The sequence below is a fragment of the Microbacterium sp. NPDC056736 genome (genome assembly GCF_042790415.1).
GTDB lineage: Bacteria > Actinomycetota > Actinomycetes > Actinomycetales > Microbacteriaceae > Microbacterium.
Genome location: NZ_JBHTZE010000007.1, coordinates 25,157 through 46,742 on the forward strand (window position 1 = coordinate 25,157; position 21,586 = coordinate 46,742).

At 74.2% G+C, this 21,586-nt stretch carries 17 protein-coding genes; 13 read left to right on the plus strand and 4 right to left on the minus strand.

Annotation, left to right across the window (positions count from 1 at the left end; genetic code table 11):
• Nucleotides 1-98: 98 nt before the first annotated feature.
• The 3 genes from ACFRAL_RS13875 to ACFRAL_RS13885 are packed head-to-tail and all read right to left on the minus strand — an operon-like array spanning nt 99 to nt 1,950.
• Entirely contained in the window at nt 99-740 is a 642-nt protein-coding gene (locus tag ACFRAL_RS13875; RefSeq protein ID WP_336393557.1) for a DUF3618 domain-containing protein, read from the minus strand.
• Entirely contained in the window at nt 740-1,159 is a 420-nt protein-coding gene (locus tag ACFRAL_RS13880; RefSeq protein WP_336393556.1) for a phage holin family protein, read from the minus strand. Before ACFRAL_RS13880 ends, ACFRAL_RS13875 begins: the two co-directional genes overlap by 1 nt.
• Nucleotides 1,156-1,950, minus strand: coding sequence for a hypothetical protein (locus ACFRAL_RS13885; protein WP_378883902.1), 795 nt, complete (start codon nt 1,948-1,950; stop codon nt 1,156-1,158). Before ACFRAL_RS13885 ends, ACFRAL_RS13880 begins: the two co-directional genes overlap by 4 nt.
• 296 nt (nt 1,951-2,246) lie before the next feature.
• Between ACFRAL_RS13885 and ACFRAL_RS13890 the strand changes: the two genes are divergently transcribed.
• A complete protein-coding gene (locus tag ACFRAL_RS13890) occupies nt 2,247-2,858 on the plus strand; it encodes a hypothetical protein (protein WP_378883904.1) in 612 nt (203 codons plus the stop codon).
• A 6-nt stretch (nt 2,859-2,864) separates the two neighbouring features.
• Here ACFRAL_RS13890 and ACFRAL_RS13895 read toward each other — a convergent pair whose 3' ends face one another.
• A complete protein-coding gene (locus tag ACFRAL_RS13895; RefSeq protein ID WP_378883907.1) occupies nt 2,865-3,446 on the minus strand; it encodes a hypothetical protein in 582 nt (193 codons plus the stop codon).
• 166 nt (nt 3,447-3,612) lie between these two features.
• Between ACFRAL_RS13895 and ACFRAL_RS13900 the strand changes: the two genes are divergently transcribed.
• The 12 genes from ACFRAL_RS13900 (at nt 3,613) to rpsG (ending at nt 21,584) form a co-directional block, all read left to right on the plus strand.
• Complete coding sequence (locus ACFRAL_RS13900) at nt 3,613-4,614, plus strand: ABC transporter (RefSeq protein ID WP_378883909.1); 1,002 nt, start codon at nt 3,613-3,615, stop codon at nt 4,612-4,614.
• A 70-nt stretch (nt 4,615-4,684) separates the two neighbouring features.
• Entirely contained in the window at nt 4,685-5,185 is a 501-nt protein-coding gene (locus ACFRAL_RS13905) for a hypothetical protein (protein WP_378883912.1), read from the plus strand.
• Nucleotides 5,186-5,254: 69 nt separating this feature from the next.
• Nucleotides 5,255-5,923 (plus strand): spermidine/putrescine ABC transporter substrate-binding protein, encoded by a 669-nt coding sequence (locus ACFRAL_RS13910; protein WP_336393550.1) that lies wholly within the window; start codon nt 5,255-5,257, stop codon nt 5,921-5,923.
• A 157-nt stretch (nt 5,924-6,080) separates the two neighbouring features.
• Entirely contained in the window at nt 6,081-7,220 is a 1,140-nt protein-coding gene (locus ACFRAL_RS13915) for a serine/threonine-protein kinase (RefSeq protein ID WP_336393549.1), read from the plus strand.
• Nucleotides 7,220-13,180: an Ig-like domain-containing protein gene (locus ACFRAL_RS13920; RefSeq protein ID WP_378883917.1), complete on the plus strand. Its 5,961-nt coding sequence runs from the start codon at nt 7,220-7,222 to the stop codon at nt 13,178-13,180. The genes ACFRAL_RS13915 and ACFRAL_RS13920 overlap by 1 nt, the downstream gene beginning before the upstream one ends.
• A 58-nt stretch (nt 13,181-13,238) precedes the next feature.
• Nucleotides 13,239-14,204, plus strand: a complete 966-nt coding sequence (locus tag ACFRAL_RS13925) for a MoxR family ATPase (RefSeq protein WP_336393547.1) — start codon at nt 13,239-13,241, stop codon at nt 14,202-14,204.
• Nucleotides 14,201-15,613 carry a DUF58 domain-containing protein gene (locus ACFRAL_RS13930; RefSeq protein ID WP_378883920.1) on the plus strand — a complete coding sequence of 471 codons (1,413 nt, stop codon included), beginning with the start codon at nt 14,201-14,203 and terminating at the stop codon, nt 15,611-15,613. The genes ACFRAL_RS13925 and ACFRAL_RS13930 overlap by 4 nt, the downstream gene beginning before the upstream one ends.
• 17 nt (nt 15,614-15,630) lie before the next feature.
• Entirely contained in the window at nt 15,631-18,177 is a 2,547-nt protein-coding gene (locus ACFRAL_RS13935) for a transglutaminaseTgpA domain-containing protein (protein ID WP_378883923.1), read from the plus strand.
• Nucleotides 18,174-19,868, plus strand: a complete 1,695-nt coding sequence (locus ACFRAL_RS13940; RefSeq protein WP_378883925.1) for a DUF5684 domain-containing protein — start codon at nt 18,174-18,176, stop codon at nt 19,866-19,868. Before ACFRAL_RS13935 ends, ACFRAL_RS13940 begins: the two co-directional genes overlap by 4 nt.
• Complete coding sequence (locus tag ACFRAL_RS13945; protein WP_378883928.1) at nt 19,865-20,449, plus strand: hypothetical protein; 585 nt, start codon at nt 19,865-19,867, stop codon at nt 20,447-20,449. The genes ACFRAL_RS13940 and ACFRAL_RS13945 overlap by 4 nt, the downstream gene beginning before the upstream one ends.
• A gap of 290 nt (nt 20,450-20,739) precedes the next feature.
• On the plus strand, nt 20,740-21,108 hold the full coding sequence (rpsL, locus tag ACFRAL_RS13950; RefSeq protein ID WP_106816548.1) for a 30S ribosomal protein S12: 369 nt from the start codon (nt 20,740-20,742) through the stop codon (nt 21,106-21,108).
• Nucleotides 21,109-21,113: 5 nt separating this feature from the next.
• A complete protein-coding gene (gene rpsG / locus ACFRAL_RS13955) occupies nt 21,114-21,584 on the plus strand; it encodes a 30S ribosomal protein S7 (protein WP_106816549.1) in 471 nt (156 codons plus the stop codon).
• Nucleotides 21,585-21,586 lie beyond the last annotated feature (2 nt).

The following is a 21,586-nucleotide window of genomic DNA, read 5'->3' on the forward strand; positions in this document are numbered from 1 at the left end:
CTCCAGCGCCGTATCGAGATCCGCGTCACCGAGGTGACAGACGAAGGGCCCCGGCATCAGCCGGGGCCCTTCGTCTGTCTCGGATCAGGACGGATGCCTCAGCCGAGGCCCTGTCCGGTCGGATACTGGGTCGTGGGCGTCTGCGAGCCGCTGGACCCGCCGCCGCCCACGTTCTCCTTGACCCGCGCCGCGGTGTGCTGCGCCTCGTCCTTGACGGTCTCGGCGGACGCGGTGGCGGACTCCTTGACCTCCTGCACGGCGTCCTTCGCCGGCTCCTTGAGGTTCTGGGCGACCTCCTGGGCGGCACCCTTGGCCTTGTCCACGGCCTTGTCGACGAACGGCTGCGCCTGGTCGCGCAGCTGGGTGCTCAAGCGCCGCTCGGCATCGGTCGCGGGGATGAGGCTCGCGATGAGGAACCCGAGGCCCGCGGTCACGAGGCCTGCCACGAGCGGCGTCCCCTGCGCGGACTGCCTGGCCTTGTGCGGGAGGTCCTTCACGGCGTCCCCCGCGGCGCCCAGCTTGTCGCCGACCGCGTGGCCGGTGGAGGACGCCGAGCCGCCGACGTCGTCGGCCACGCCCATGACGCGGCCCTTCACGTCGCCCAGCATCTGGCGCATCCGCGTCTTCTTCCGTTCGATGATCTTCGGGGGCGACACCTTGTCGGCGAGCGCGTCGACATCGCGTCCGAGCTCGTCGCGGGTCACCTCGATGTCGGCACGGATCTGTTCTGGGTTGCTCATCATCGGTTCTCCTGATTTCTCTTGAGCGCGTCGGGGATCTCCTTGACGGTCTCGACCGTCTGCGGAGCCCCTTGCACGGACTTCAGCCGGCTCCGCCCGACGGCGAAGAGGATCGCGGCCACGATCGCCCAGAGGACGGCGACGATGACCGCCGACCACCCGAGGCTGTCGATGAGGTCGCCGAGCCCCCACCAGAGGGCGATGCTGAGGAAGAGCACCGCCATGCTCCCGGCGTACCCGGCGCCCCCCATGAGGCCCGCGCCCTTGCCGGCACGCTTGGCCGACTCCGAGAGCTCGGCCTTGGCCAGCTCGAGCTCCTTGCGCATGAGGATGGAGAGGTCGCGCGAGACCTCGCCCACCAAGTCGCCCAGCGATGTCTCGGACGCCTTCTGCTGAGACGGCGTGGGCATGTCCGTCATCGTCGTTCCTCTCCCGTGGTGGACCACTGGTCGCCGGCGCCGCCGGTCACTGCCGGATCCGCACCCGCGGTCAGCGGGTCGCCGGTCAGCGGGTCGCTCGCGAGAGCGTCGCCGATCGGGGTGTCCCCCTCGAGACCGGTGGCGCCCACGGTGCCTGCGCCGGCGGTGGCGCCGCCCAGGCCGGCCGATCCGGCGGGCGCGCCCGTGACGAGAGCCGGCTGCCGACCGGACGTCGTGCCGGCGGTGCCGGTGGTCCGGTCGCCGTCGCGGGCCTCGGAGACGAGCGCCCGGGTGAGGCGTCCGGCGATCACGCCCACCCCGACCGCGATGGTCAGGAACGCACCGGTGTGCCGGCGGGCGAACGAGCGCACCTCGTAGACGAGATCCTCGGGCTCGCGCTGCTCCAGCCAGTCGGCCACGCGGCGGGTCTGCTCGCCGACGGCGCGCACGGCGCTGGTCGCCATCCCGCCGGAGCCCGTCGCGGTGCCCGAGGCGAGTCCCTGCAGTTCGTCGCTCGTGCCGCGCAGCGCGCCCGCGGCGCGGCGCTGCTGGGTCGATGCCTGGTCGGACAGCTGCGCGCGGGTCTCGTCGAGGAATCCGCGTGCGGCGCGCTTGGTGTCTTGGGCCACGCCCTTGACCTCCTCGCCGGCGACACCGGCGACGTGCATCGCCCCTGCGTCCACTTCGGCGACGGTCTCGACGGCGCGCTCCTTCATGTCTCCCGAGCCCGTGGTGCCCTGGCCCGAGCTCGTGCTCCGGTTCGCGTACGGGTCGGTGTCGTAAGTCGACATGCTGCTCCTCCATCTCACGTGCGGCGTCGGGCCGGCTGCCTGCCGGTCCTGGGGGATCCGCCGTGGCGTATACCGTCCGTCGGATCGGTGCCCCGCGACGAGGGGGTGGAGACCTGGGGGGATGACGGGTATCCTGTCCTGCCCGCGCGCCGCCGCTCCGACCCGTCCTCGAGGCGGCAGAGGTCGACGGCGCTCACGCCGATCCCGCCGCTGGTCAGGGCATCCTCGGGGCTCCTCGCGCGCCGCGCCGCGGCATCCGCGTCCCCGGCTTACCGTGGAGTCGAAAGGTGGGGTCCATGGCGCGCGTCGGTGGTCGCAACTCGTGGATCGCGGTGCCCGTGGGACTGGTGTGCGCCGCGGTGCTGGGCGTGCTGGTGTGGCTGTCGCTCCCGATGATCCCCGTGGCGGTCGCCTGGGTGGGCGACACGCTGCGCGCCGCGACGTCCCCGCAGCCGCAGGCCACGCCCGCGCTCACCCCTGCTCAGGAGGCCGCGGGCGGGGCCGCGATCGACTGCCGCACGCTGTACGCGGACGACCTGTGGAACGAGCTCATGTGGCGACCCGGGTCGCTCCTGGACCAGTCGGCTGCGCCGGCGGCCACGTCCGCGACGGCATTCGCCGATGCGGCGTCGCCCGAGGTGCTCGTGACCTGCACGTGGCGGTTCGACGACGGCGAGATCGTCACGACGCTGGCGAAGATAGACCCGGAGGCCTCGTCGATCGCCGAGGCCGCGCTCTCGGGCGACGGCTACGCGTGCCGCGCGGGAGAGCAGCTGACCTGCACCCGCGAGGACGGTGCCGTCCTCGAGGAGCACACCCTCCGAGACGGGCTGTGGCTGGTCAGCGTCGCGTCCCGCTGGCACCCCGAGGACTACGGCCCGCGCCTGGACCGCACCGTGTGGGGATGACCCGGCTCAGCGGAAGATGCTCGCCACGACGGCGTCCGTGTACCCGCTCGGCGCGAGATTCGAGTACACGGTGTCGATGAGGATGTCATCGCGCCAGAACAGCGTGCGCCCGTCGGTGACCGGGTACGTCTCGTTCTGCCAGGTCTTCTCGCATCGGGTGCCGCCGACCGGGGTGTAGCAGGCGTACCCCTCTTCGGCCACGAGCTGGTTGAGCATGTCCAGCGCCGGGCCGCGCGACATGTAGGTGATCGTCGTGATGAGGCCGGTCGTGTCGGCGGCGGGGTCGCGCCACACGCAGATCAGGCCGCCGCCGGGCTGCGGGCCGGACGATCCGAACGCGGGGTCGTTGAGCGGCACCCCCTCGAGCTGCGACAGCACGCCCGGTGTCAGCATGGCCCGGCAGTCGTCGGGGATCTCGGCGCGCCCGGCGACCGACGGCGTGGGGGTCGCCGCGGGCGAGCCGGCGGCGGTGGGGCTGCGGGCGGCGCCCGTGCCGGCGGGTCCCGGATCCGGTGCGCAGGCGACGAGTGCAGCGAGACAGACGACGGATGCCGCCGCTGCGGCGGCGCGTGTCGCCCGGGGTGCCATGGTGCCAGGGTAGGGGCATCCGTCCCGCGGTCCCCCCGCACCGCGCCGGGCCTCGGCCGTGCCGCGACCCAATCGCCGCACACGCACGGCACGCCTCCCCGGGATGCGCGCCGCCCCGGGCTACTCTGCCTCTGCGGGGATCAGCCCTGCGTGAGGAGTGCCTGCGATGAGTGACCCCAAGTCGACCTACGGCGAGCCCGTGGATGAGCCTCGCGGCGTCGACGACGTCGTCGGTCGCGCCAACGAGGGCCTCGCCGAAGCCGAGGCCGCCGGCCGCGGCGCCGTCGTCGAGGACGACGCCGTGCACGCCTCGGCCACCGACTCCTCCGCCGACGCCCGTGGCGCCGAGGGCGGCGACGACCTCGCCTCCTCGTCCGAGCGGACCACGGACGCCGGCCTCGCGCCGGCCGCCTCCGCCTCGACCGCCGCCGCGCCGAAGGACGCCGAGCCCGACCCGTGGGACACGCCGGAGGCGGCGTCCCTGGACTACCGCTCCCACACCGCCGCGCCGGCCGCCGATTCGGCGCCGACCGCTGTGGCCGCGCCCGTCGTGACGCCCAGCGAGCCCGTCGTCGACGAGCGGGCGACCGCGCCGGCCCCGCAGCCGATCTTCGTGCAGGCGCCCGAGGCGCCGCGGCCGCGCGGAAACCGCGCGGCGGCCGCCGCCATCGGGCTGCTCGCCGCGCTCGCCTTCGCCGTCCTGTACCTCGCCGCCTGGCTCGGCTTCGGTGCCGTGACCGGCGACGTCACGATCCAGAACGTGGGGACCGCCGCCCTGGAGGCGCTCGCCACATGGTCGCTGTGGATTCCGACCGTGGTGTTCTTCATCGCTTTCTGGCTGCTCGGCGCGATCATCAACCGCGGCCGCTGGGGCGCGTGGGTCATCTTCGGCATCTTCGTGGGCATCGCCGCGTACGGCGGGCACATTCTGGGGGCTCTGTTCCAGGCGCCGTTCTGGGAGCTCACCGCCCGCGAGGGCGCCGAGCTGATCGGCGCGGAGCTGCTCGCGCCGCTCGCCATCGCCGCGTTCGTCATCGGCCGCGAGCTCACCATCTGGTTCGGCGCCTGGGTGGCGTCGCGGGGCAAGCGCGTCACCGAGCTCAACATCGAGGCGCAGCGGGAGTACGAGCGCACGCTCGAGGCCGGGCCGCAGCTCGTCCGCGTGTAGCACCCGGCCTGCCGGTGGCCGGCACGCCGCCCGCGCACCGTCGATCCGTGCGGCGACGTAGGCTGGCCGCATGACCGCCGACCGCGGGAGCGGGGAGTCGCACGGGTCCGTGCGGCCGCCGGTCGCGCTCGCCTTCGCGAGCATGGCGTTCGCCGCGCTGGTCATCTTCGGGCTCGGCATGACGAGCCTCGCCACCGGTGAGGCCGTCATCGCGACACCGGGCCTCGGGCAGGTGCCGGGGATCGCGGGAGTCGTGTGCGCGCTCCTCGCCTTCGCCGGCGGGCTGTGGGCGGCCATCGGCAGGGCCGAGGAGCGGCATCCGTCCTTCTGGGGCGCCGCCTGGACGACGGCCGCGAGCTTCCTGGCCTACATCGGCGGGGTGTGGCTCGGCTCCCTCTTCACCGGCGCCGACCTCGGCGTCGCGACCGGGGTGGCGGGCCGCCTCGCGACCTCCTGGTTCGGCCTGGCGGTCGCCGCGTCGGCCTTCGTGTGCGCGTGGTCGGGCATCGCCCTCGTCCGCACCCGGGCACGGCGGCCGCGATGGCCGTGGGAGGACGAGTACGACGAATGACGCCGCCCGAACCGCGACGTCAGCGCGGGATCCGGGCGCGCGCGAGGGCCTCGTACTAGCGTTGTGCAGGTGGAGCGGTCCCTCGAGACCCAGGTCAGCCAGGCGGTGGACGCCTGGCTGGCGTGGCTGCCGCGCTGGGAGCCGGCCACCCACCGCGGCCGGACGGCCCCGTGCCGCCGGTGCTTCGGGTCCCCCGTGCTGTCGGCGGCGGGGATCGGGGCCGACGTCCCGCACGGCGTGCAGCACGGGCTCTCGACCCGGATCAAGACGATCGTCGATCGTGCCGTCGCCGAGTACACCGCGCTGAACCTCCCGATGCTGCAGGCCGAGCTCGACCAGCAGGCGGCGCGCAACCGCGCGCGCAGCTACCGGCCCGCCGAAGGCCTCGACCCCGAGTTCGAGGGTCTCCCGCTCGATCCCGACCCCCTCCCGGGCGCCCCGTTCCTCTTCACCGTCGCCGGGCTCGCCGAGGAGGCCGACGCCGACGTGCCCGCGCTGCCGCCGCTGAGCGAGGAGGCCAAGGCGGCGCTCCGTCAGGAGGTGGGTCTGGCCGACGACTACGCCAACATGGTCGGCCGCGAGGTGTGCACGATCCTGCTGCATCACCGGCTGCGGATCCAGGGGGCCATCGCCGAGTTCGTCGAGCCGCAGATCGAGGCCATGCTGGCCGATCTGACGAAGTCGCTCGACGCGCCCTTCGACCCGCACGAACCGGGCGACGGCCACCGGCCGGACTGACGGCGCCCCCTTCCGCGAAGGGCGGCGCAGGCGGCGGGGATGCCCTCCACACGGCGGGGCGCGGAGCGCGGGTGCGCGCAGGTGGTTTTGTTAGCATGGCCAGGTTTGTTGCCGCCTCTGCGGCGCGGGTCGTGCACAGGAGCGGACGGGGGATGCGGTGGCCACACGGCTCCCCTCGGCGCCTCCGATCCTCCCGGGCCTCGCCTACATCCGGCCGCTCGGCTCGGGCGGCTTCGCCGACGTCTTCCTGTACGAGCAGGACATGCCCCGCCGCAACGTCGCGGTGAAGGTGCTGCCCAGCGACGTGCGCGACCCCGAGCTGCGGCGCATGTTCAACGCCGAGGCCGACGTCCTGGCGCATCTGTCGGCGCATCCGTCGATCGTCACCGTGTATCAGGCGAGCATCTCCGCCGACGGTCGGCCGTACATCGTCATGGAGTTCTGCCCGGGGTCGCTGGCGCAGCGGTACCGCGTCGAGCGGATCCCCGTCGAGGAGGTGCTGACGATCGGGGTGCGCATGGCCAGCGCCCTCGAATCCGCCCACCGCGCGGGCCTCATCCACCGCGACGTGAAGCCCAGCAACATCCTCATCACGACGTTCGGCACCCCCGTGCTGGCCGACTTCGGCATCTCGGCCTCGCTGCAGCGCAGGAGCGGCGGCGAGGTGCTGGCGATGTCCATCCCGTGGAGCGCGCCGGAGGTCGTCGCCGAGCAGACCAGCGGCACCGTCGCCAGCGAGGTGTGGAGCCTGGGAGCGACGGTGTACTCGCTGCTGGCCGGGCACAGCCCGTTCGAGCGCCGCGAGCGCGGCCAGAACACCAAGGAGCTCCTCCGCCGCCGCATCGCGCGCGCCACGTACGTCGAGATCCCCCGCGCCGACGTGCCCCCCGCCCTGCAGAGCGTCCTCGCCCGCGCGATGAGTCGCGATCCGGGTCGCCGCTACGAGTCGGCCCGCGCCTTCGGCGAGGCGCTGCGCGACGTGCAGGCGGGGCTCGGCCTCTCGCCGACGCCGCTGGAGGTGCCCGGCACCGAGTGGGCGCCGGCATCCGTCCCCGTCGACTTCGCGGACTCGGGCCTGCGGGGTCCCGCCCGTTCGCGCGTCGACCGCGAGGTCACCCGCAAGGTCCGCGGCGGGGTCGAGCTCACGTCGCTCGCCCGCGACGAGGACACCGACATCTCGGCGCCCGCCGGCGGCCGCACCGCTGCCGTGCTGCCGTGGGTCGTGGGCATCGGCGCCGGTCTCGCCGTGGGCGCCGGCGCCGTCGTGGTGGCGCTCCTGGCCGCAGGGGTGCTGTGATGCGACGCGGGACGATCGCCGGGCTGGTGGCGACCGGCGCGGTCGTGGCGACGGTGATCGGGGTCAGCGTGGCATGGCCCGGGCTGGACGCGCAGGAGACGCCGGACGTCGACACCGCGGTGTGGGCGCTGCAGACCGGCGACGGCCGCCGCTACGCCCGCGTGAACACCTCGGTCGGCGAGCTGGACACGGTCCGCAGCATCAGCAACCCCGACCAGGTCGTGCAGACGGGGGAGGCCGCGTACCTGTTCAGCGACAGCTACAGCACGCTGACCCGCATCGACGCGGCCATGCCGGCCGATCTCGACGCGGAGGCGCTGCGGTCGTCGCAGAAGACGCCGCCGGGAACGACCGAGGCGGTGACCGCCGGCGACTACGTCGCCTATCTGACCGACTCGGGCGCCGTGTACGCGGGGCGGCTCTCGAGCGGGACCGCGGTGCAGGTCGATCCGTTCCGCTCGGGCGACGAGGACGCACCGCAGTACACCGCGGATGCCATCGCCGTCGATGCGCGGGGAATGCTCTTCGCCTACTCATCCGACGACGACTCGGTGATGCGCTACGACGTGCGCGCCGGCGACGTCCGCGAGCGGGAGCGCCTCGACGCCGACGGGCTGGGGGATCCTGCCATCACCGCGGCCGGCGACACGTGGGCCGTGATCGACACGGAGGACGGCGATGTGTGGCTGCGCGGCCAGGACGGACCCGCTCCCGCCCCCACCACCGGCGCCGTCGTGGTCGGCGCCCCGGATCCCGACGGCTCGGCGGTGCATCTGGCCGACGAGACCGCCCTGGTGCGGGTGCCGGCCGACGGTTCCGCGATGACCCGGGAGGTCGGCGGCTCCGACGGCGTCGTGCTGGGGACGCCCGCGCAGCCGGTCACCCACGACGGCGTGACCTACGCCGCATGGCTCGGACAGGGGGATGCCGGCGGACGGCTGTGGCGATCGGACGGCGCGGACATCCTGCTGGACTACGGGCAGCGCGAGCTCGGCGACGAGATCCGGCCGGTCTTCGTGGCGAGCGGCTCCGCGGTCATCCTCAACGACACCCGGTCGGGGTGGGCGTGGTCGGTGCCCGACGGCGAGCTGATCGCCTCCAGCCAGGACTGGAGCCTGGATGACCGGACCGATCCGGAGGCGGTGCCGAGCGAGGAGCAGCTGCAGGTCGTGCTGGATCCGAAGCCGCCGATCGCGGAGCCCGACGCCTTCGGCGTCCGCGCCGGCACCCTCGCGTCGCTGCCGGTCCTGCTGAACGACCACGACCCGAACGAGGACGTGCTCACGATCGATCCGGAGTCGGTGAGCGGGCTCGACCCGGCGTTCGGCGCGGTGACGGTCACCGACGATCGCCAGCGCTTCGCGGTGCGCGTGCAGCCCGGTGCGACCGGGTCGGCGACCTTCACCTACGCCGTCACGGACGGCACGACCGAGGGGGGACTGACGTCGGAGCCCACCACCGTCACGGTCACGGCAGCGGGCCCGGACGCCGACTCCGCCCCCGAGTGGTGCGGCGTCGAGCGCTGCCTCGTCGAATGGCCCCGGCCGGAGGTCGCCCGCGGCGGGACCGTGACCGTCCCCGTCCTGCCCGGCTGGGTCGACCCGGAGGGCGACCCGCTGCTCCTGCTGTCGGTCCAGAACACGACGGGACCCGGCAGCGTGGCGGCGACGCCGGGCGGCGAGGTGGTCTATCAGCACAGCGACAGCGGGGACGGCGGCGAGCAACTGATCGAGCTGGCCGTGACCGTGGCCGACACCCGCGGCCGCACCACGGTGAAGGCCCTGACGATCACCGTGTCGCCGCAGCCGGAGCTGGCCGCCCAGTCGTTCGCCGTCACCGACACGGTCGCCTCGGCGATCACCGTCGATGTCGCCGACCACGTCACCGGCACGGCGGGGATGCTGTCGCTGGACTCCGTCCGCGTGCTCGACGACGCCGCCGCGACGGCGACCGTCATCGGCGGCTCGACGTCCTTCGACTTCAGCGCGCGCACACCTGGCACCTTCCGCGTCGACTTCACGGTCACCGACGGCACCAGCGAGGCGACCGGCACCGTGCGCATCACGCTGCTGCCCGCGGACGCCCCGGCGGAACTCGCGACCTCGCCGGTGGTGGCGTTCGTGCACCCCCAGCAGGACGCGACCCTCGAGGTGTTCGATGCGGTCTCCAACCCGACGCGGCGCGTGCTGCTGCTGAGCGACGTGGTCGCCAGAGCGGATGCCGGAGCCACGCTGTCCGTCGACGCCGTGGGGCAGAACCACCTCCGGGTGGCGGGCACCACCGCGGACGGCGCGGCGGGCCGGCTCGGCACCGTCTCGTACGTGGTGAGCGACGGCACGGAGGACGCCGGGTCGAGCGTGACGGGCGAGGCGACGGTGTATCTGCTCCCACCCGCGCCCGAGCTCGCACCGATCGCCGTCGACGACACCGTGGTGGTGCGCGCGGGCGCGCAGATCGACATCCCCGTGCTCGACAACGACATCTCCCCGGCCGGGGGACGGCCGACCCTCAACGCCGCGTCGGTCCGGTCCTCCACCGACGTCGCGCTGGCCTTCGGCTCGGGCGACCTGCTGCGCTACCTCGCCCCCGGCGAGCCGGGGGAGTACGCCGTCGAGTACTCGGTGTTCACGACGGGCGCGCCCGCGCTCGCCGACACCGCCGTCGTGCGGGTGCGGGTGATCGACGACGACGCGAACCGCGCACCGGCGGCCGACACGCTGGAGGGGCGCGTGCTGAGCGGCCAGTCCGCGCTCATCGAGTTCGACGGCTTCGGCGCCGACCCCGACGGCGACGTCGTCACCCTCGACCGCATCGTGTCGCAGCCCGAGCGGGGCGCGGCCACCATCACGGCGGACGGGACGTCGATCCTGTACACCAGCGTGGCCGGCGACAGCGGTCAGGTCTCCTTCCGCTACCGCGTGGTCGACGCGTTCGGGGACACCGCCGAGGGCACCGCGCGCGTCGGCGTCCTCGACGGCGAGGCCAACCCGAGTCCGGTGACCTTCACGGACTACGTGCAGGTGCAGGCGGGCGAGGGCAGCACGATCCGGGTCAGCCCGCTGTCGAACGACGTCGATCCGACGATGGGCGAGCTGCGGGTGACGGGCATCCGTCCGGATGTCCCCGCGACGCTGATCGACGGCAGCGAGAATCCCGAGTTCGCCCGCCTGGAACAGCGGATCGCAGAGGCCGACGACACCACGGTCGTGATCGAGGCCGGGGACGATCCGGGGACGATGTCGTTCCTCTACGACGTCGAGTCGTCGTCGGGCAACACCGGGCGAGGACTCATCGTGGTCCGCGTCGTTCGCGAGAGCGTGCCGGACTATCCGATCGTGGCCGACACCGTCCTCACCGTCGAGACCCGCGACGACTTCCGCCGCGGTGTCGACGTGCTCGAGGGCAAGGTGACGTGGTCGGGCGGCGACATCGGCGATCTCGAGGTCTCGCTGTGGGGCGCGCAGAGCGGCGTCTCGGTGACCGGCTCCCGGCTGCGGGGCGAGCTGCCCGCGACCACGCGGCTGATCCCCTTCGCGGTGACCGGCAAGGGCACCTCCGGCGAGGTCGTGACCTACGGCTTCCTCCGCGTCCCGGGCGATGACGACGTGGCGCTCACGCTGCGCGCCGGTGCCGCGTCGCCTCAGGTCGCGGAGCTGGAGTCGACCACGTTCGACATGGGCGACCTGGTGGCCCGCCCGCGGGGCACGGCCGTGGAGGTCGGCGGCGACGTGCGGGCCTCCGGGGCACGCCCCGAGGCCCGGTGCGCCGTCGAATCGGGCACGGCCGTGCGCTACGACGCCGGGGCGGGCGCGCCGTGGGTCGACGCCTGCCAGGTGCCGGTGCGCCTCGTGGGCGACGAGGACTGGACGCTCATCTCGGTGCCCCTCACCGTCGTTCCGCGCGATCCGCAGCCCGAGCTGCGCCCGGGTTCCATCGCGGTGGGGCCGGGCGAGACGGCTTCGTTCGACCTGCGCAACATGACCACGTGGCAGCTGCGCGAGGACTGGGCCGGCATCGACTACGCCGTCCAGTACGACGGCACCGCGTTCGACGTCGTGCAGGAGGGGCCGGTCCTCACCGTGACGGGGGCCGATCGCGCCCTGCCGGGCTCGGAGGAGGCGGTCCTCGTCTCCATCACCAGCCACACCTCGGTGACGCCCGCGCGCCTCATCCTGAGGGTGGGTGCCGCGCCGTCCACCCTCCCGCAGGGTGGGTCGGTCGTGCAGCAGTGCTCGCAGGCCGCGGGCGGCTCGTGCACCATCGGGGTGATCGGCGCGAGCGGCGAGGTCAACCCGCTGCCGCGCACGCCGCTCGAGGTCGTCGCGGTGCGGCCGACCGGCGCGTGCGCGGGCGTGGGCTTCCAGGTGGCGTCGGCGACGTCCATCACGGCGACGTGGACGGCGGATGCCCCGGGGGCGACGTGCACCGCGACCTTCTCGGTGCGCGACGCGCAGGGTCGTGTGACGAACTCGGAGCGGGACGGCCGCGTGATGCTGGACCTGCTCGGGTACCCCAAGCCGCCGGCGAGCCTGGTGCAGACCGCCTATGCCGACGAGACGGTGACCCTCCGCGTGGATCCCGGTGAGGCGCGGCTGGCGTACCCCGGACTGTCGGGCTTCGTGGTCCGTGCCGCCGGGCAGGACGCCGTGCGATGCTCGGCGGACGGCGTGTGCCCGCCGATCTCCGCTCCGAACGGCGAACCGCGCACGTACGAGGCCAGGGCCGTCAACGCCGTCGGCGAGTCGCGCGGGAGCGTGCGCACCGTCGCGTGGGCCTACGACGCCCCGCTGCGGCCGGAGAGCGTCACCGCCGCCCCGGTCGTCACGGGCGACGGCACCGGCGGCGTCGTATCGCTCGCCATCGAGGGGATCGACACGGCCGAGACCGGAAGCCTCGAGATCTCCAGCCCCGCCGGCGAGGTCATCCGCGTGCCGGTCGGCCCCAACCAGACGCGGGTCGACGTTCGTTCCTACCGGGTGGGAAGCAACACCTCGTCGCCGGTGACGGTGACGCCGTACTCCCGCTTCGACCTGCCTCCCGGCCTCGGAGGCAGTGCGTCCGGCGCGGCCGCGACGGTGCAGGCGAACGGGATCGGCAGCCCGCTCTCGCCGCAGCTGACACTCAGCTCGGCGTCCGACGGGGACGGCACGTCGACCGTGACCGCCCGCGCCGCCGCGACGGCGAACGGCGACGGATCGCGCCTGCGCTACGGGATCGTGCAGGACGGCCGGCGCTGCACCGTGCTCGAGGACGGCGAGACGGCGACGTTCCCCGGCCTCGCCGACGGCGAGGAGTACGCCTTCCGCATGTGCGTCGAATCGTGGTGGGACGGCACGTCGTTCGGGCGCGCAGAGGCGACCGCGACCGTGCGGGCGCACCAGTCCGGCCGGGCGCCGGAGGGGTGGACGTTCGTCGTCGACGGCAGGCCGGACGTGTCGGAGCAGCGGGCCGACTGGGTGATCCGCGACGAGCCGACGACGACCGAGCGTCTCCCCAACCGCAACCGCGCAGAGTTCCAGGGCTGGGGCCCGGGCACGAGCGTCTTCGGGCGCGATCCGGTCATCCAGGTGCGCTACGTCCACGAGTTCTGGGGCACCGCGACGGGCTGGTCCACAGTGCGCCCGCGCGCGGGCAGCGCGCCGTACCAGGTGCAGGCGACGTGGCAGGTCGACTCGTGCGTCGGGGGGTCGCCCCTCACCGCGAGCGGACGGTCCTCCAACGCGCCGGACGGGTCGTCGGCGGCGTTCACGTTCGGCAACGGGAGTCTGCGCTACTTCGACGCCGAGGGCCGCCCGCTCGCCCATGAGGCCGGCACGTGGAACGTCCCCATCGGCGCCGCGAGCGTCGAGGGCGTCGCGGTCACCGCCGCGTGGGACGCCCAGGGCTGGGGCCTCGCACCGGCCAGCACGACGTTCTCCGGCTCGTGCCAGCCGAACAACGGCAACCCTCCGGCACCCTGACCCCCGGGCATCCGCCCCTCCCCATCCCGATCCCCGGGCCCACGACGAAGGACACGACATGACCATCACCCAGGAGCAGGCCGACTGGTTCGCGCAGACGTTCGGGCAGATCGCCGACAACGTCGAGCGCGCCGTGCTCGGCAAGCGCCACGTGGTGGAGCTCGTCCTGACGGCGATGCTGAGCGACGGGCACGTGCTGCTGGAGGACGTGCCGGGAACGGGCAAGACGTCGCTCGCGCGTGCCATGGCGCAGTCGGTGCAGGGAACCAACACCCGCATCCAGTTCACCCCCGACCTCCTCCCGAGCGACATCACGGGGCTCAGCGTGTACGACCAGAAGGAGGGCGTGTTCGAGTTCCACGCGGGCCCGATCTTCGCCAACATCGTCCTCGCCGACGAGATCAACCGCGCGAGCCCCAAGACGCAGTCCGCGCTGCTGGAGGTCATGGAGGAGGGCCGGGTGACCATCGACGGCGTGTCGCGCGAGGTCGGCGTGCCCTTCCTCGTGCTCGCGACGCAGAACCCCGTCGAGCAGGCGGGCACGTACCGGCTGCCCGAGGCGCAGCTCGACCGCTTCATGATGCGCACCTCGCTCGGCTACCCCGACCACGCCGCGACGGTGCGGATCCTCGACGGCGCGGCGATCGCCACGGCGGACCTGACCCCGATCATCACGCCGCAGGCTCTCATCGGCATGGCCGACCTCGCCGCCCAGGTGTACGTGGACGCCCTCGTGCTGGACTACATCGCGCGCCTCGTGGAGGGCACCCGCACGGCCGACGAGGTGCGGCTGGGCGTCAGCATCCGCGGCGCGCTCGCCCTCACGCGCGCGGCACGCACGCGCGCCGCCTCGCAGGGACGCGTGTACGCGACGCCCGACGACGTCAAGACGCTCGCCGTGCCGGTCCTCTCCCACCGCCTGATCCTGCACCCCGAGGCCGAGTTCGACGGCGTCACGCCCGAGACCGTGGTCGGACAGGTGCTGCTGGATGTCGTACCGCCCGCGAGGCGCGAAGCGGTATGAGCACCGCCCGGCAGCGAGACGCGGTGCGGTCCGCCCCGGCGCGGCTCACCCGCACGGCCCAGTCCACGGGGACGACGGGCCGGACGCTCACGACCGCCACAGCGACCGCGACGAGCGTGGCCCCGTCGGGCCGCGGACGCGCCTTCGTGCGGTTGGCGGTGCGGGGGACACGGGTCTGGCGCGCGGCCGGTGCGGCGATCGGGGCCGCCGCGGAATGGGCGGGCGACACGATCCGGCCGGCGGGCGTCCTCGTGGCCGTCGCCGCCACAGCGGGGATGGTGCTGGGCATCGTCTTCGGCTGGGTCGAGTTCATGGTCGCGGGGGCGGCATCCCTCCTCCTGCTCCTCGCGGCCGTGCCGTTCCTGTTCGGCGCCCGCGCGTACGACGTCGACCTCTCGCTGACGCACGAGCGGGTCGTCGCCGGCGCCAGCGTGCACGGCAGCATCGCCGTCCGCAACGACGGCCACCGCATCGCCCTCCCCGGCCGCATCGACGTCCCCGTCGGTGCCGGTCTCGTGGAGTTCGGCGTGCCGCTGCTGCGTCCTGGGCACGCCGTCGATCAGCCCCTGGACATCCCCGGCCTGCGTCGCGGGATCGTGCGGGTGGGTCCGGCGACGACCGTGCGCAGCGACCCGATCGGGCTGCTGCGTCGCGAGCACTCGTTCCACGACGTGCACGACGTCTACGTGCACCCGAGGACGACCTCGCTGCCGTCCTCGAGCGCGGGACTCATCCGCGACCTCGAGGGCAGCCCGACGCGGCGCCTCGTCGACGCCGACATGTCGTTCCACGCGATCCGCGAGTACGCGCCCGGTGACTCCCGCCGTCAGATCCACTGGCGCTCGACGGCGAAGACGGGCCGGCTGATGGTGCGCCAGTACGAGGAGTCCCGGCGATCGCGCATGGCCGTCGTGCTCGCCGTGGCCGAGGCGGAGTACGCCGACGCCGACGAGTTCGAGCTGGCCGTCTCGTGCGCCGCGTCGCTCGGGCTGCGCGCCGTGCACGACGCCCGCGACGTGCAGATCGTGACCGGCTCCGAGATCCCCCGCGTCGTGCGCGGTCGCCTCCGTGCGATCACCCGGATCCCCGCCGCCGCGCCCCGCCCCATGCTCGACGGCTTCAGCGGCGTCGTCCTGCTGGACGGCACGATGCCGGTGGCCGAGGTCTGCCGCCTGACGGCGGAGTCGACGGAGCGCCTCTCGATCGCGTTCGTCGTGGTGGGCTCCGCCGTCTCGCTGTCGCGTCTCCAGCAGGCGGCACTCGCGTTCCCCGCCGACACCGCCGTCGTCGGCGTCATCTGCGACGAGCGCTCGCATCCGCGCATGCAGCCGCTCTCGGGCATGACCGTGCTGACCGTCGGCACCCTCGACGACCTGTCCGGCCTCCTCCTGCGTGGGGCCGCCTCGTGAGCGCCCGGGAGCCGGCGATGGGAGGCACGCCTCCGGCGCGGGAGGGGACGGATGCCGCGCCCCGTGGCGACGGCGGCGCGCTCGGGATGCGCGGGTCGTGGTGGGCGCCCCGCATCGCGGCCGGCGTCGTGTTCACGGTGCTCATCGCGACGATCGCCGCGGTGGCGGCCTGGCCGATCTACCGCTCCGGCCCGCTCGTGATCCTCGTCATCGCCGGCGTCGTCACCGGCGGCGCGATCGCCGCCGTGGCGCGCGCCCGGCGCTGGAGCGGCTGGATCGTCGCGGCCCTGCTGTCGGCGGCGGTGCTGGTGCTCGGGATCCCGCTCGCCGTGCCGTCGCGTCTGGGCGGGCCGAGCGAGCTGGCGCGCGGGCTCGCCGAGCTCGCGAGCGGGCTGCTGTTCGGCTGGAAGGACCTGCTCACGGTCGAGCTGCCCGTCGGCGCGTACCGCAACCTCCTCGTGCCGGCGCTGGTGGTGTTCCTCATCGGGACGTGCGTCGTGCTCCTCCTCGCCTGGCGCGAGGACCGCGTCGCCTACGCGGCGGTGCCCGTCGCCCTCGGCATGGTGACGTTCGGCCTGTTCTTCGGACGCACCACCGTGAGCGCGCCCCTCGTCCTCGGCCCGGTCATCCTCCACGCACCGCTCGAGACCGCGGTCGGCGTCGCGGGCCTCACGACCTGCCTGCTGTGGCTGGCCTGGCGCACCCACGACGAGCGCGTGCGCGCGCTGCAGCGCGCCGCGGCATCCAGCGGCGTCCGCATCTCGCGTCGTCCCTCGGCGGCGGACCGCCGGCGTACGGCGCTCGGCGCGTCGATGGTCGCGGGGGCTCTTGTCATCGCCGTCGTCGTGGTGCCGTTCGCCGCCCGCGGGGCGGAGCGCGAGGTCCTGCGCTCGGCGGTCGGCCCCGACATCGACGTCTCGGCCGAGGTCAGCCCGCTGTCGGAGTACCGCGCCCTGTATGCCGACGACCGGGCCGACGACGTGCTCTTCACCGTCGAGCCGGTCTCGGGCGCCCTGCCCGAGCGGCTGCGCATCGCGACCCTCGACGCGTATGACGGCGAGGTCTTCCGCTCCGGCGGGGAGGGCGCCGTCGAGGCCGGTCGCTTCGTGCGCGTGCCGTCGTCGCTGGACGCCGGGGACGGCTCGCCCGTCGTCGCCCGCATCCGCATCGACGACTGGGACGGCATCTGGATGCCGACGCTCGGCCGGCTGTCCGCCGTCGAGTTCGCCGGCGAGAGGGCGGCGTCCCTGGCCGACGGCTTCTACTACAACGCGTCGGCGTCGGCCGGTGTGCAGACCGCCGGCGGCGGCCTCCGAGGCGGCGATCGCTACGTCGTCCGCGGCGTCCAGCCCGCGACGGACGATCTCGCCGGACTCGAGGCGCCGGGCAGCCCCGGCGGGGTCGCCGCGCCCGAGAGCCTGCGGGCGTGGATCGGCGAGCACGCGACCGGCGCGGACGGGGAGGCGCTCGCGGGCCTGGTGGCGCTGCTGCGCGAGCGCGGCTACCTGAGCCACGGACTCACGCAGGACGGGGCGACGCCGGCCTGGGCCCGGGCGCTCCCTGACTACCGGTTCCAGCCGAGCGCATCGGGGCACTCGCTGGCCCGGATCGAGACGATGTTCGCCCGGCTGCTCGAGCGCGAGAGCGACCCGCGCGCAGCGGCATCCGGGAACTACGTCGCGGCGATCGGGGACGACGAGCAGTTCGCGGTCGCGACGGCCCTCATCGCCCGCGAGCTGGGCTTCCCGTCGCGCGTCGTGCTGGGCGCCCGCCTGTCGTCGGCCGAGCCCGGTCTCGCGACGTGCGACGACGGCGCGTGCCGTGCCCGGGACCTCTCGGCCTGGGTCGAGGTGCAGTCGGCAGACGGCGAGTGGGTGCCCGTCGACGTCACGCCGCAGTTCGCGCAGTCGCCGAGCCTCGAGGTCACCGAGCAGCGCGACCCGGAGAACGTGACGGAGGTGCGACCGGAGACTGTCGAGGAGGTCGTGCCGCCCGATCCCGCGCAGGAGGACACGGTCCACGATCGATCGACCGACGAGGGAGCGGGCCTGGACCTCGCGTGGCTGTGGCCGGCGCTGCGGACGGCCGGCATCGCGCTGCTCGTGGCGGCGCTGGTCCTCGGCCCGTTCCTCGTGGTGCTGGGGGCGAAGGCGGCGCGCCGCCGCGGCCGCCGACGGGCTCGGAGCCCGGCGTCGCGCGTCGCGGGCGGCTGGGACGAGTACGTCGACGCGGCGCTGGACAGTGGCCGCCCGCTGCCCCGCGCGGGCACCCGCACGGAGCTGGCCGTCGCCTTCGACACGCCTGCCGGGATCGCCCTGGCGCGCGACGCCGATCGCGCGGTCTTCTCCCACGCCGCCGTATCGGACGAGGAAGCCCGCCGCTACTGGGATGCTGTAGACGCGGAGCGGCGCGCTCTGCGTCGCGCAAGGGGCTTCTGGCGAGGGGTCCGCGCGACCGTATCGTTGAGATCGTTGGTCCGCCCGCTGGCGCCCGAGAAGCGCGTCGGCACGAGATTCGCCGAAAGGGGGAGACGCCGGGCCGAGCCCGTGCGTCCCACGCCATGAACGCCACCGATGCCACTGGAGCGCTCTTCGGATCGCTGACCAGCCTGCTGCTGTTCGCCGGCCTCTACGTCTGGACGGCCCTCGCGCTCTCGGCGGTGTTCCGCAAGTCCGGCGTCGAGCCGTGGCAGGCGTGGGTCCCCGTGCTCAACCTCGTGGTGCTGCTGCGCCTCGCCGGCCTCTCGCCCTGGCTCCTGCTCCTCGCCCTCATCCCCTTCCTCGGCTGGATCCCGCTGCTGGTGGTGTTCGCGCTGGCCGTCTACCGCCTCAGCGTCGCGTTCGGCTTCGGTGCGGGGATGACGGTGCTGGCCATCCTCGCCTTCCCGGTGTGGGCCTCCGTCGTGGGCTGGGGGAGCGCGCGCTGGGTGGGCTGGGAGCAGAGCGGCTCCGGGGTGCGCCGCTCCTCCGACGCCGGTCTCCCGCCGCTGCCCCCGTTCGCCTCCACCACCCCGCACGCCGACACGGGTGCGTTCCCGCCGGCACCGCCCGCACCGGCCGCCGCGTCCGCCTTCGCGCCGCCGCCGGCTCCCGTCGCGACTCCGTCGCCCGCTGCGGCGTCGTCTCCCGCCGCGGACTGGCCGTCCGCCGGGGCCTCGCCGTCCGTCGAACGCGTCGCCCCCAGCTCGGCGGCGGACGCGTCGCCGGTCGCCCGGTCCGGTTCCGGCCGTGCCGAGGACGGACCCGCGCCGCGCGCGGACATCGCTCCGCCCGCCGGTGGATGGGCGCCGCCGCCCCTGCCGGGGCGTCCCGTCGCCACCACGCCGGCCCGCGCCGGTCGCGCGGACGACGCCGATCCATGGCAGGGCTTCGCACTGGACTCGACCGATCACGGCGACGAGGTGACCGGGGCGTTCCCCGGTGCGCCCGCCCCGATCTCCGCCGTCCCGGCCGTCCCGGCGGCCGCGGCCGCCGCCGCGCCCGCTCCGGCGACTCCCGCCGGGCCGGCGCTGCCGCCGGCGGAGCCGGACGCCGACGCCGCCGCGCCGGCTCCGCTCGCGGCTCCCACGGCGCCGCTCCCGGCGGCGTCGGTGCCGGCCGCTCCGGTCCCCGCGGCGCGCGAGGAGTCGGCCGCGCCCGTGACCGACGAGGCCGACGACGTCTCCGCGCAGCCGCCCGTCACCCGGGTGCCCGCCGCCGCCCCCGGCCGCAACGGCTACGGGGGCTGGGCCCCGACCCGCTCTGCGGTGGACGACGCGGATGCGTTCCCCGAGGCATCCGGGCCGGTGTCGGCCGTCTACGGCGCCCCCGACGCGGGTGCACCGCGCGCGGCCCGCTCGTCGGTGTCGGCCTTCCACGGCAAGCCCGAGATCCCCGACGAGGACGGCATCGACGTCCTCGACCAGACGATCATCGCCCGCCGCAAGCGCAGCGACTGGACGCTCGTGCCGCCCGCCGGCGATCCGGTGGCGCTGTCGGCCGACGTGGTGATCCTCGGCCGCCGGCCGGCGAGGGACCCCGAGTTCCCGCAGGCGCAGCTCGTCGCCATCCAGGACGGCACCGTGTCCAAGACCCACGCCCGGCTGCGGCTGCGCGACGACCGCTGGTACGTCACCGACCTCGACTCCACGAACGGCGTGCTGTTCGCCACCGTCATGGGCACCGAGGTCGAGGTCCCTCGCGGCGAAGAGGTCGAGGCCGGCGACCGGTTCCTGCTCGGCGACGCGGAGGTGCGCCTCCAGCGGAGCGACGGGTGATCGACCCCGACGACGAGCGCACCGCCTGGTCGCGGCGCAGGGGGCCCGCCGAGCCGGTCGACGATGTCACGGTGCCGCGTGACGGCGCTCGCGGCGCTGCGTCGGCCGCCACCGCGGACGCGGTCGCCCCGGCCGCAGCGGAACCCGGCGAGCAGCCGACCGCGTCCGACGCGCCGCCGGGACCGCGGCGCCGCGGACCGGCGGAGCCCCTCGACGAGTCGACGAGCACGCGCCTGCGCTCACGCGGACGCATCGACGCCGCCACCACGCAGACCGAGCATCGCGGAGCCGGCGCGGCCGCCCCGCCGCAGGAGGTGGGCGGCGACGTGCCGGCGGTCGGCGGGCGCGTGGCCCATGGCCCCTCGACCGCCGAGGCGTACCGGGCACGCGCCCTCCCGGCCATCCCGCCGAGGAAGCGGGAGCCGCAGCCGCGCTCGCCGCAGGCGTTCGTCGACACCGCGGGGGCAGCGGCCCGCGAGCGGCGGCGGAGGCGCCGGCGAGCCGTGGTGCTGGTGGCCGCGGCATCCGTCTGCGCCCTCCTGGCGGTGACCGCGCTGGTCGCGCTGCTGACGATCGGCTGACCGTCAGGGGCGCGCGTTTGCCCACCCCCCGAAACCCACGTATCATAGATCGGGTGTGCGCTCACGCGCGCCGTCAACCGTGCCTCGGTGCGGCGAACGGTGTGGGCGCCGCATCTCAGGGACCGGCCTGCGAACAGGCCGCCCCCACGGCATATCCATCACACAAAGCGCGGAAGTCATTCTGCCGCGCCGATGGATCCACGTGAGCCCGCAGCGTCATGGATCGAAAGATCCGGATGCCGCGGGGGAGACCACGACGCTGTCACCGTGCAGCACAACAAGGAGAGAACGTGCCAACCATTCAGCAGTTGGTTCGCAAGGGCCGCTCGCCCAAGGTCGCGAAGACCAAGGCGCCCGCGCTCAAGGCGAACCCGCAGCAGGCGGGTGTCTGCACCCGCGTGTACACCACCACCCCGAAGAAGCCGAACTCGGCGATGCGCAAGGTCGCCCGTGTGAAGCTCCGCAACGGCACCGAGGTCACCGCCTACATCCCCGGCGAGGGCCACAACCTGCAGGAGCACTCGCTCGTGCTGGTCCGCGGCGGTCGTGTGAAGGACCTCCCCGGTGTCCGCTACAAGATCATCCGCGGTGCGCTCGACACCCAGGCTGTCAAGAACCGTAAGCAGGCCCGCAGCCGCTACGGCGCGAAGAAGGGCTGAGAAAGATGCCTCGTAAGGGACCCGCCCCGAAGCGCCCCGTCGTCAACGACCCGGTGTACGGCGCCCCCGTCGTCACCCAGCTCGTCAACAAGATCCTCGTCGACGGCAAGAAGTCGCTCGCCGAGTCGATCGTCTACGGCGCCCTCCGCGGCGTCGAGGCCAAGAACGGCCAGGACGCCGTCGCCACCCTCAAGAAGGCCCTCGACAACGTGCGCCCGACCCTCGAGGTCAAGTCGCGCCGCGTCGGCGGCTCGACCTACCAGGTGCCGGTCGAGGTCAAGCCTCACCGCGCCAACACGCTCGCCCTCCGCTGGCTCGTGAGCTACGCCAAGGGCCGTCGTGAGAAGACGATGACCGAGCGCCTCCAGAACGAGATCCTGGACGCCTCGAACGGCCTCGGTGCCGCGGTCAAGCGCCGCGAGGACACCCACAAGATGGCCGAGTCGAACCGCGCCTTCGCGCACTACCGCTGGTAACC

Excerpts from the sequence above, each read along its gene's own strand:
- ACFRAL_RS13940 (WP_378883925.1), top strand. The coding sequence starts at position 18,174 with ATGAACGCCACCGATGCCACTGGAGCGCTCTTCGGATCGCTGACCAGC.
- ACFRAL_RS13905 (WP_378883912.1), top strand. The coding sequence starts at position 4,685 with ATGACCGCCGACCGCGGGAGCGGGGAGTCGCACGGGTCCGTGCGGCCG.
- ACFRAL_RS13920 (WP_378883917.1), top strand. The coding sequence starts at position 7,220 with ATGCGACGCGGGACGATCGCCGGGCTGGTGGCGACCGGCGCGGTCGTG.
- ACFRAL_RS13925 (WP_336393547.1), top strand. The coding sequence starts at position 13,239 with ATGACCATCACCCAGGAGCAGGCCGACTGGTTCGCGCAGACGTTCGGG.
- ACFRAL_RS13880 (WP_336393556.1), bottom strand. The coding sequence starts at position 1,159 with ATGACGGACATGCCCACGCCGTCTCAGCAGAAGGCGTCCGAGACATCG.
- ACFRAL_RS13875 (WP_336393557.1), bottom strand. The coding sequence starts at position 740 with ATGAGCAACCCAGAACAGATCCGTGCCGACATCGAGGTGACCCGCGAC.
- ACFRAL_RS13890 (WP_378883904.1), top strand. The coding sequence starts at position 2,247 with ATGGCGCGCGTCGGTGGTCGCAACTCGTGGATCGCGGTGCCCGTGGGA.
- ACFRAL_RS13900 (WP_378883909.1), top strand. The coding sequence starts at position 3,613 with ATGAGTGACCCCAAGTCGACCTACGGCGAGCCCGTGGATGAGCCTCGC.
- ACFRAL_RS13935 (WP_378883923.1), top strand. The coding sequence starts at position 15,631 with ATGGGAGGCACGCCTCCGGCGCGGGAGGGGACGGATGCCGCGCCCCGT.
- rpsG (WP_106816549.1), top strand. The coding sequence starts at position 21,114 with ATGCCTCGTAAGGGACCCGCCCCGAAGCGCCCCGTCGTCAACGACCCG.
- ACFRAL_RS13895 (WP_378883907.1), bottom strand. The coding sequence starts at position 3,446 with ATGGCACCCCGGGCGACACGCGCCGCCGCAGCGGCGGCATCCGTCGTC.
- ACFRAL_RS13930 (WP_378883920.1), top strand. The coding sequence starts at position 14,201 with ATGAGCACCGCCCGGCAGCGAGACGCGGTGCGGTCCGCCCCGGCGCGG.
- ACFRAL_RS13885 (WP_378883902.1), bottom strand. The coding sequence starts at position 1,950 with ATGTCGACTTACGACACCGACCCGTACGCGAACCGGAGCACGAGCTCG.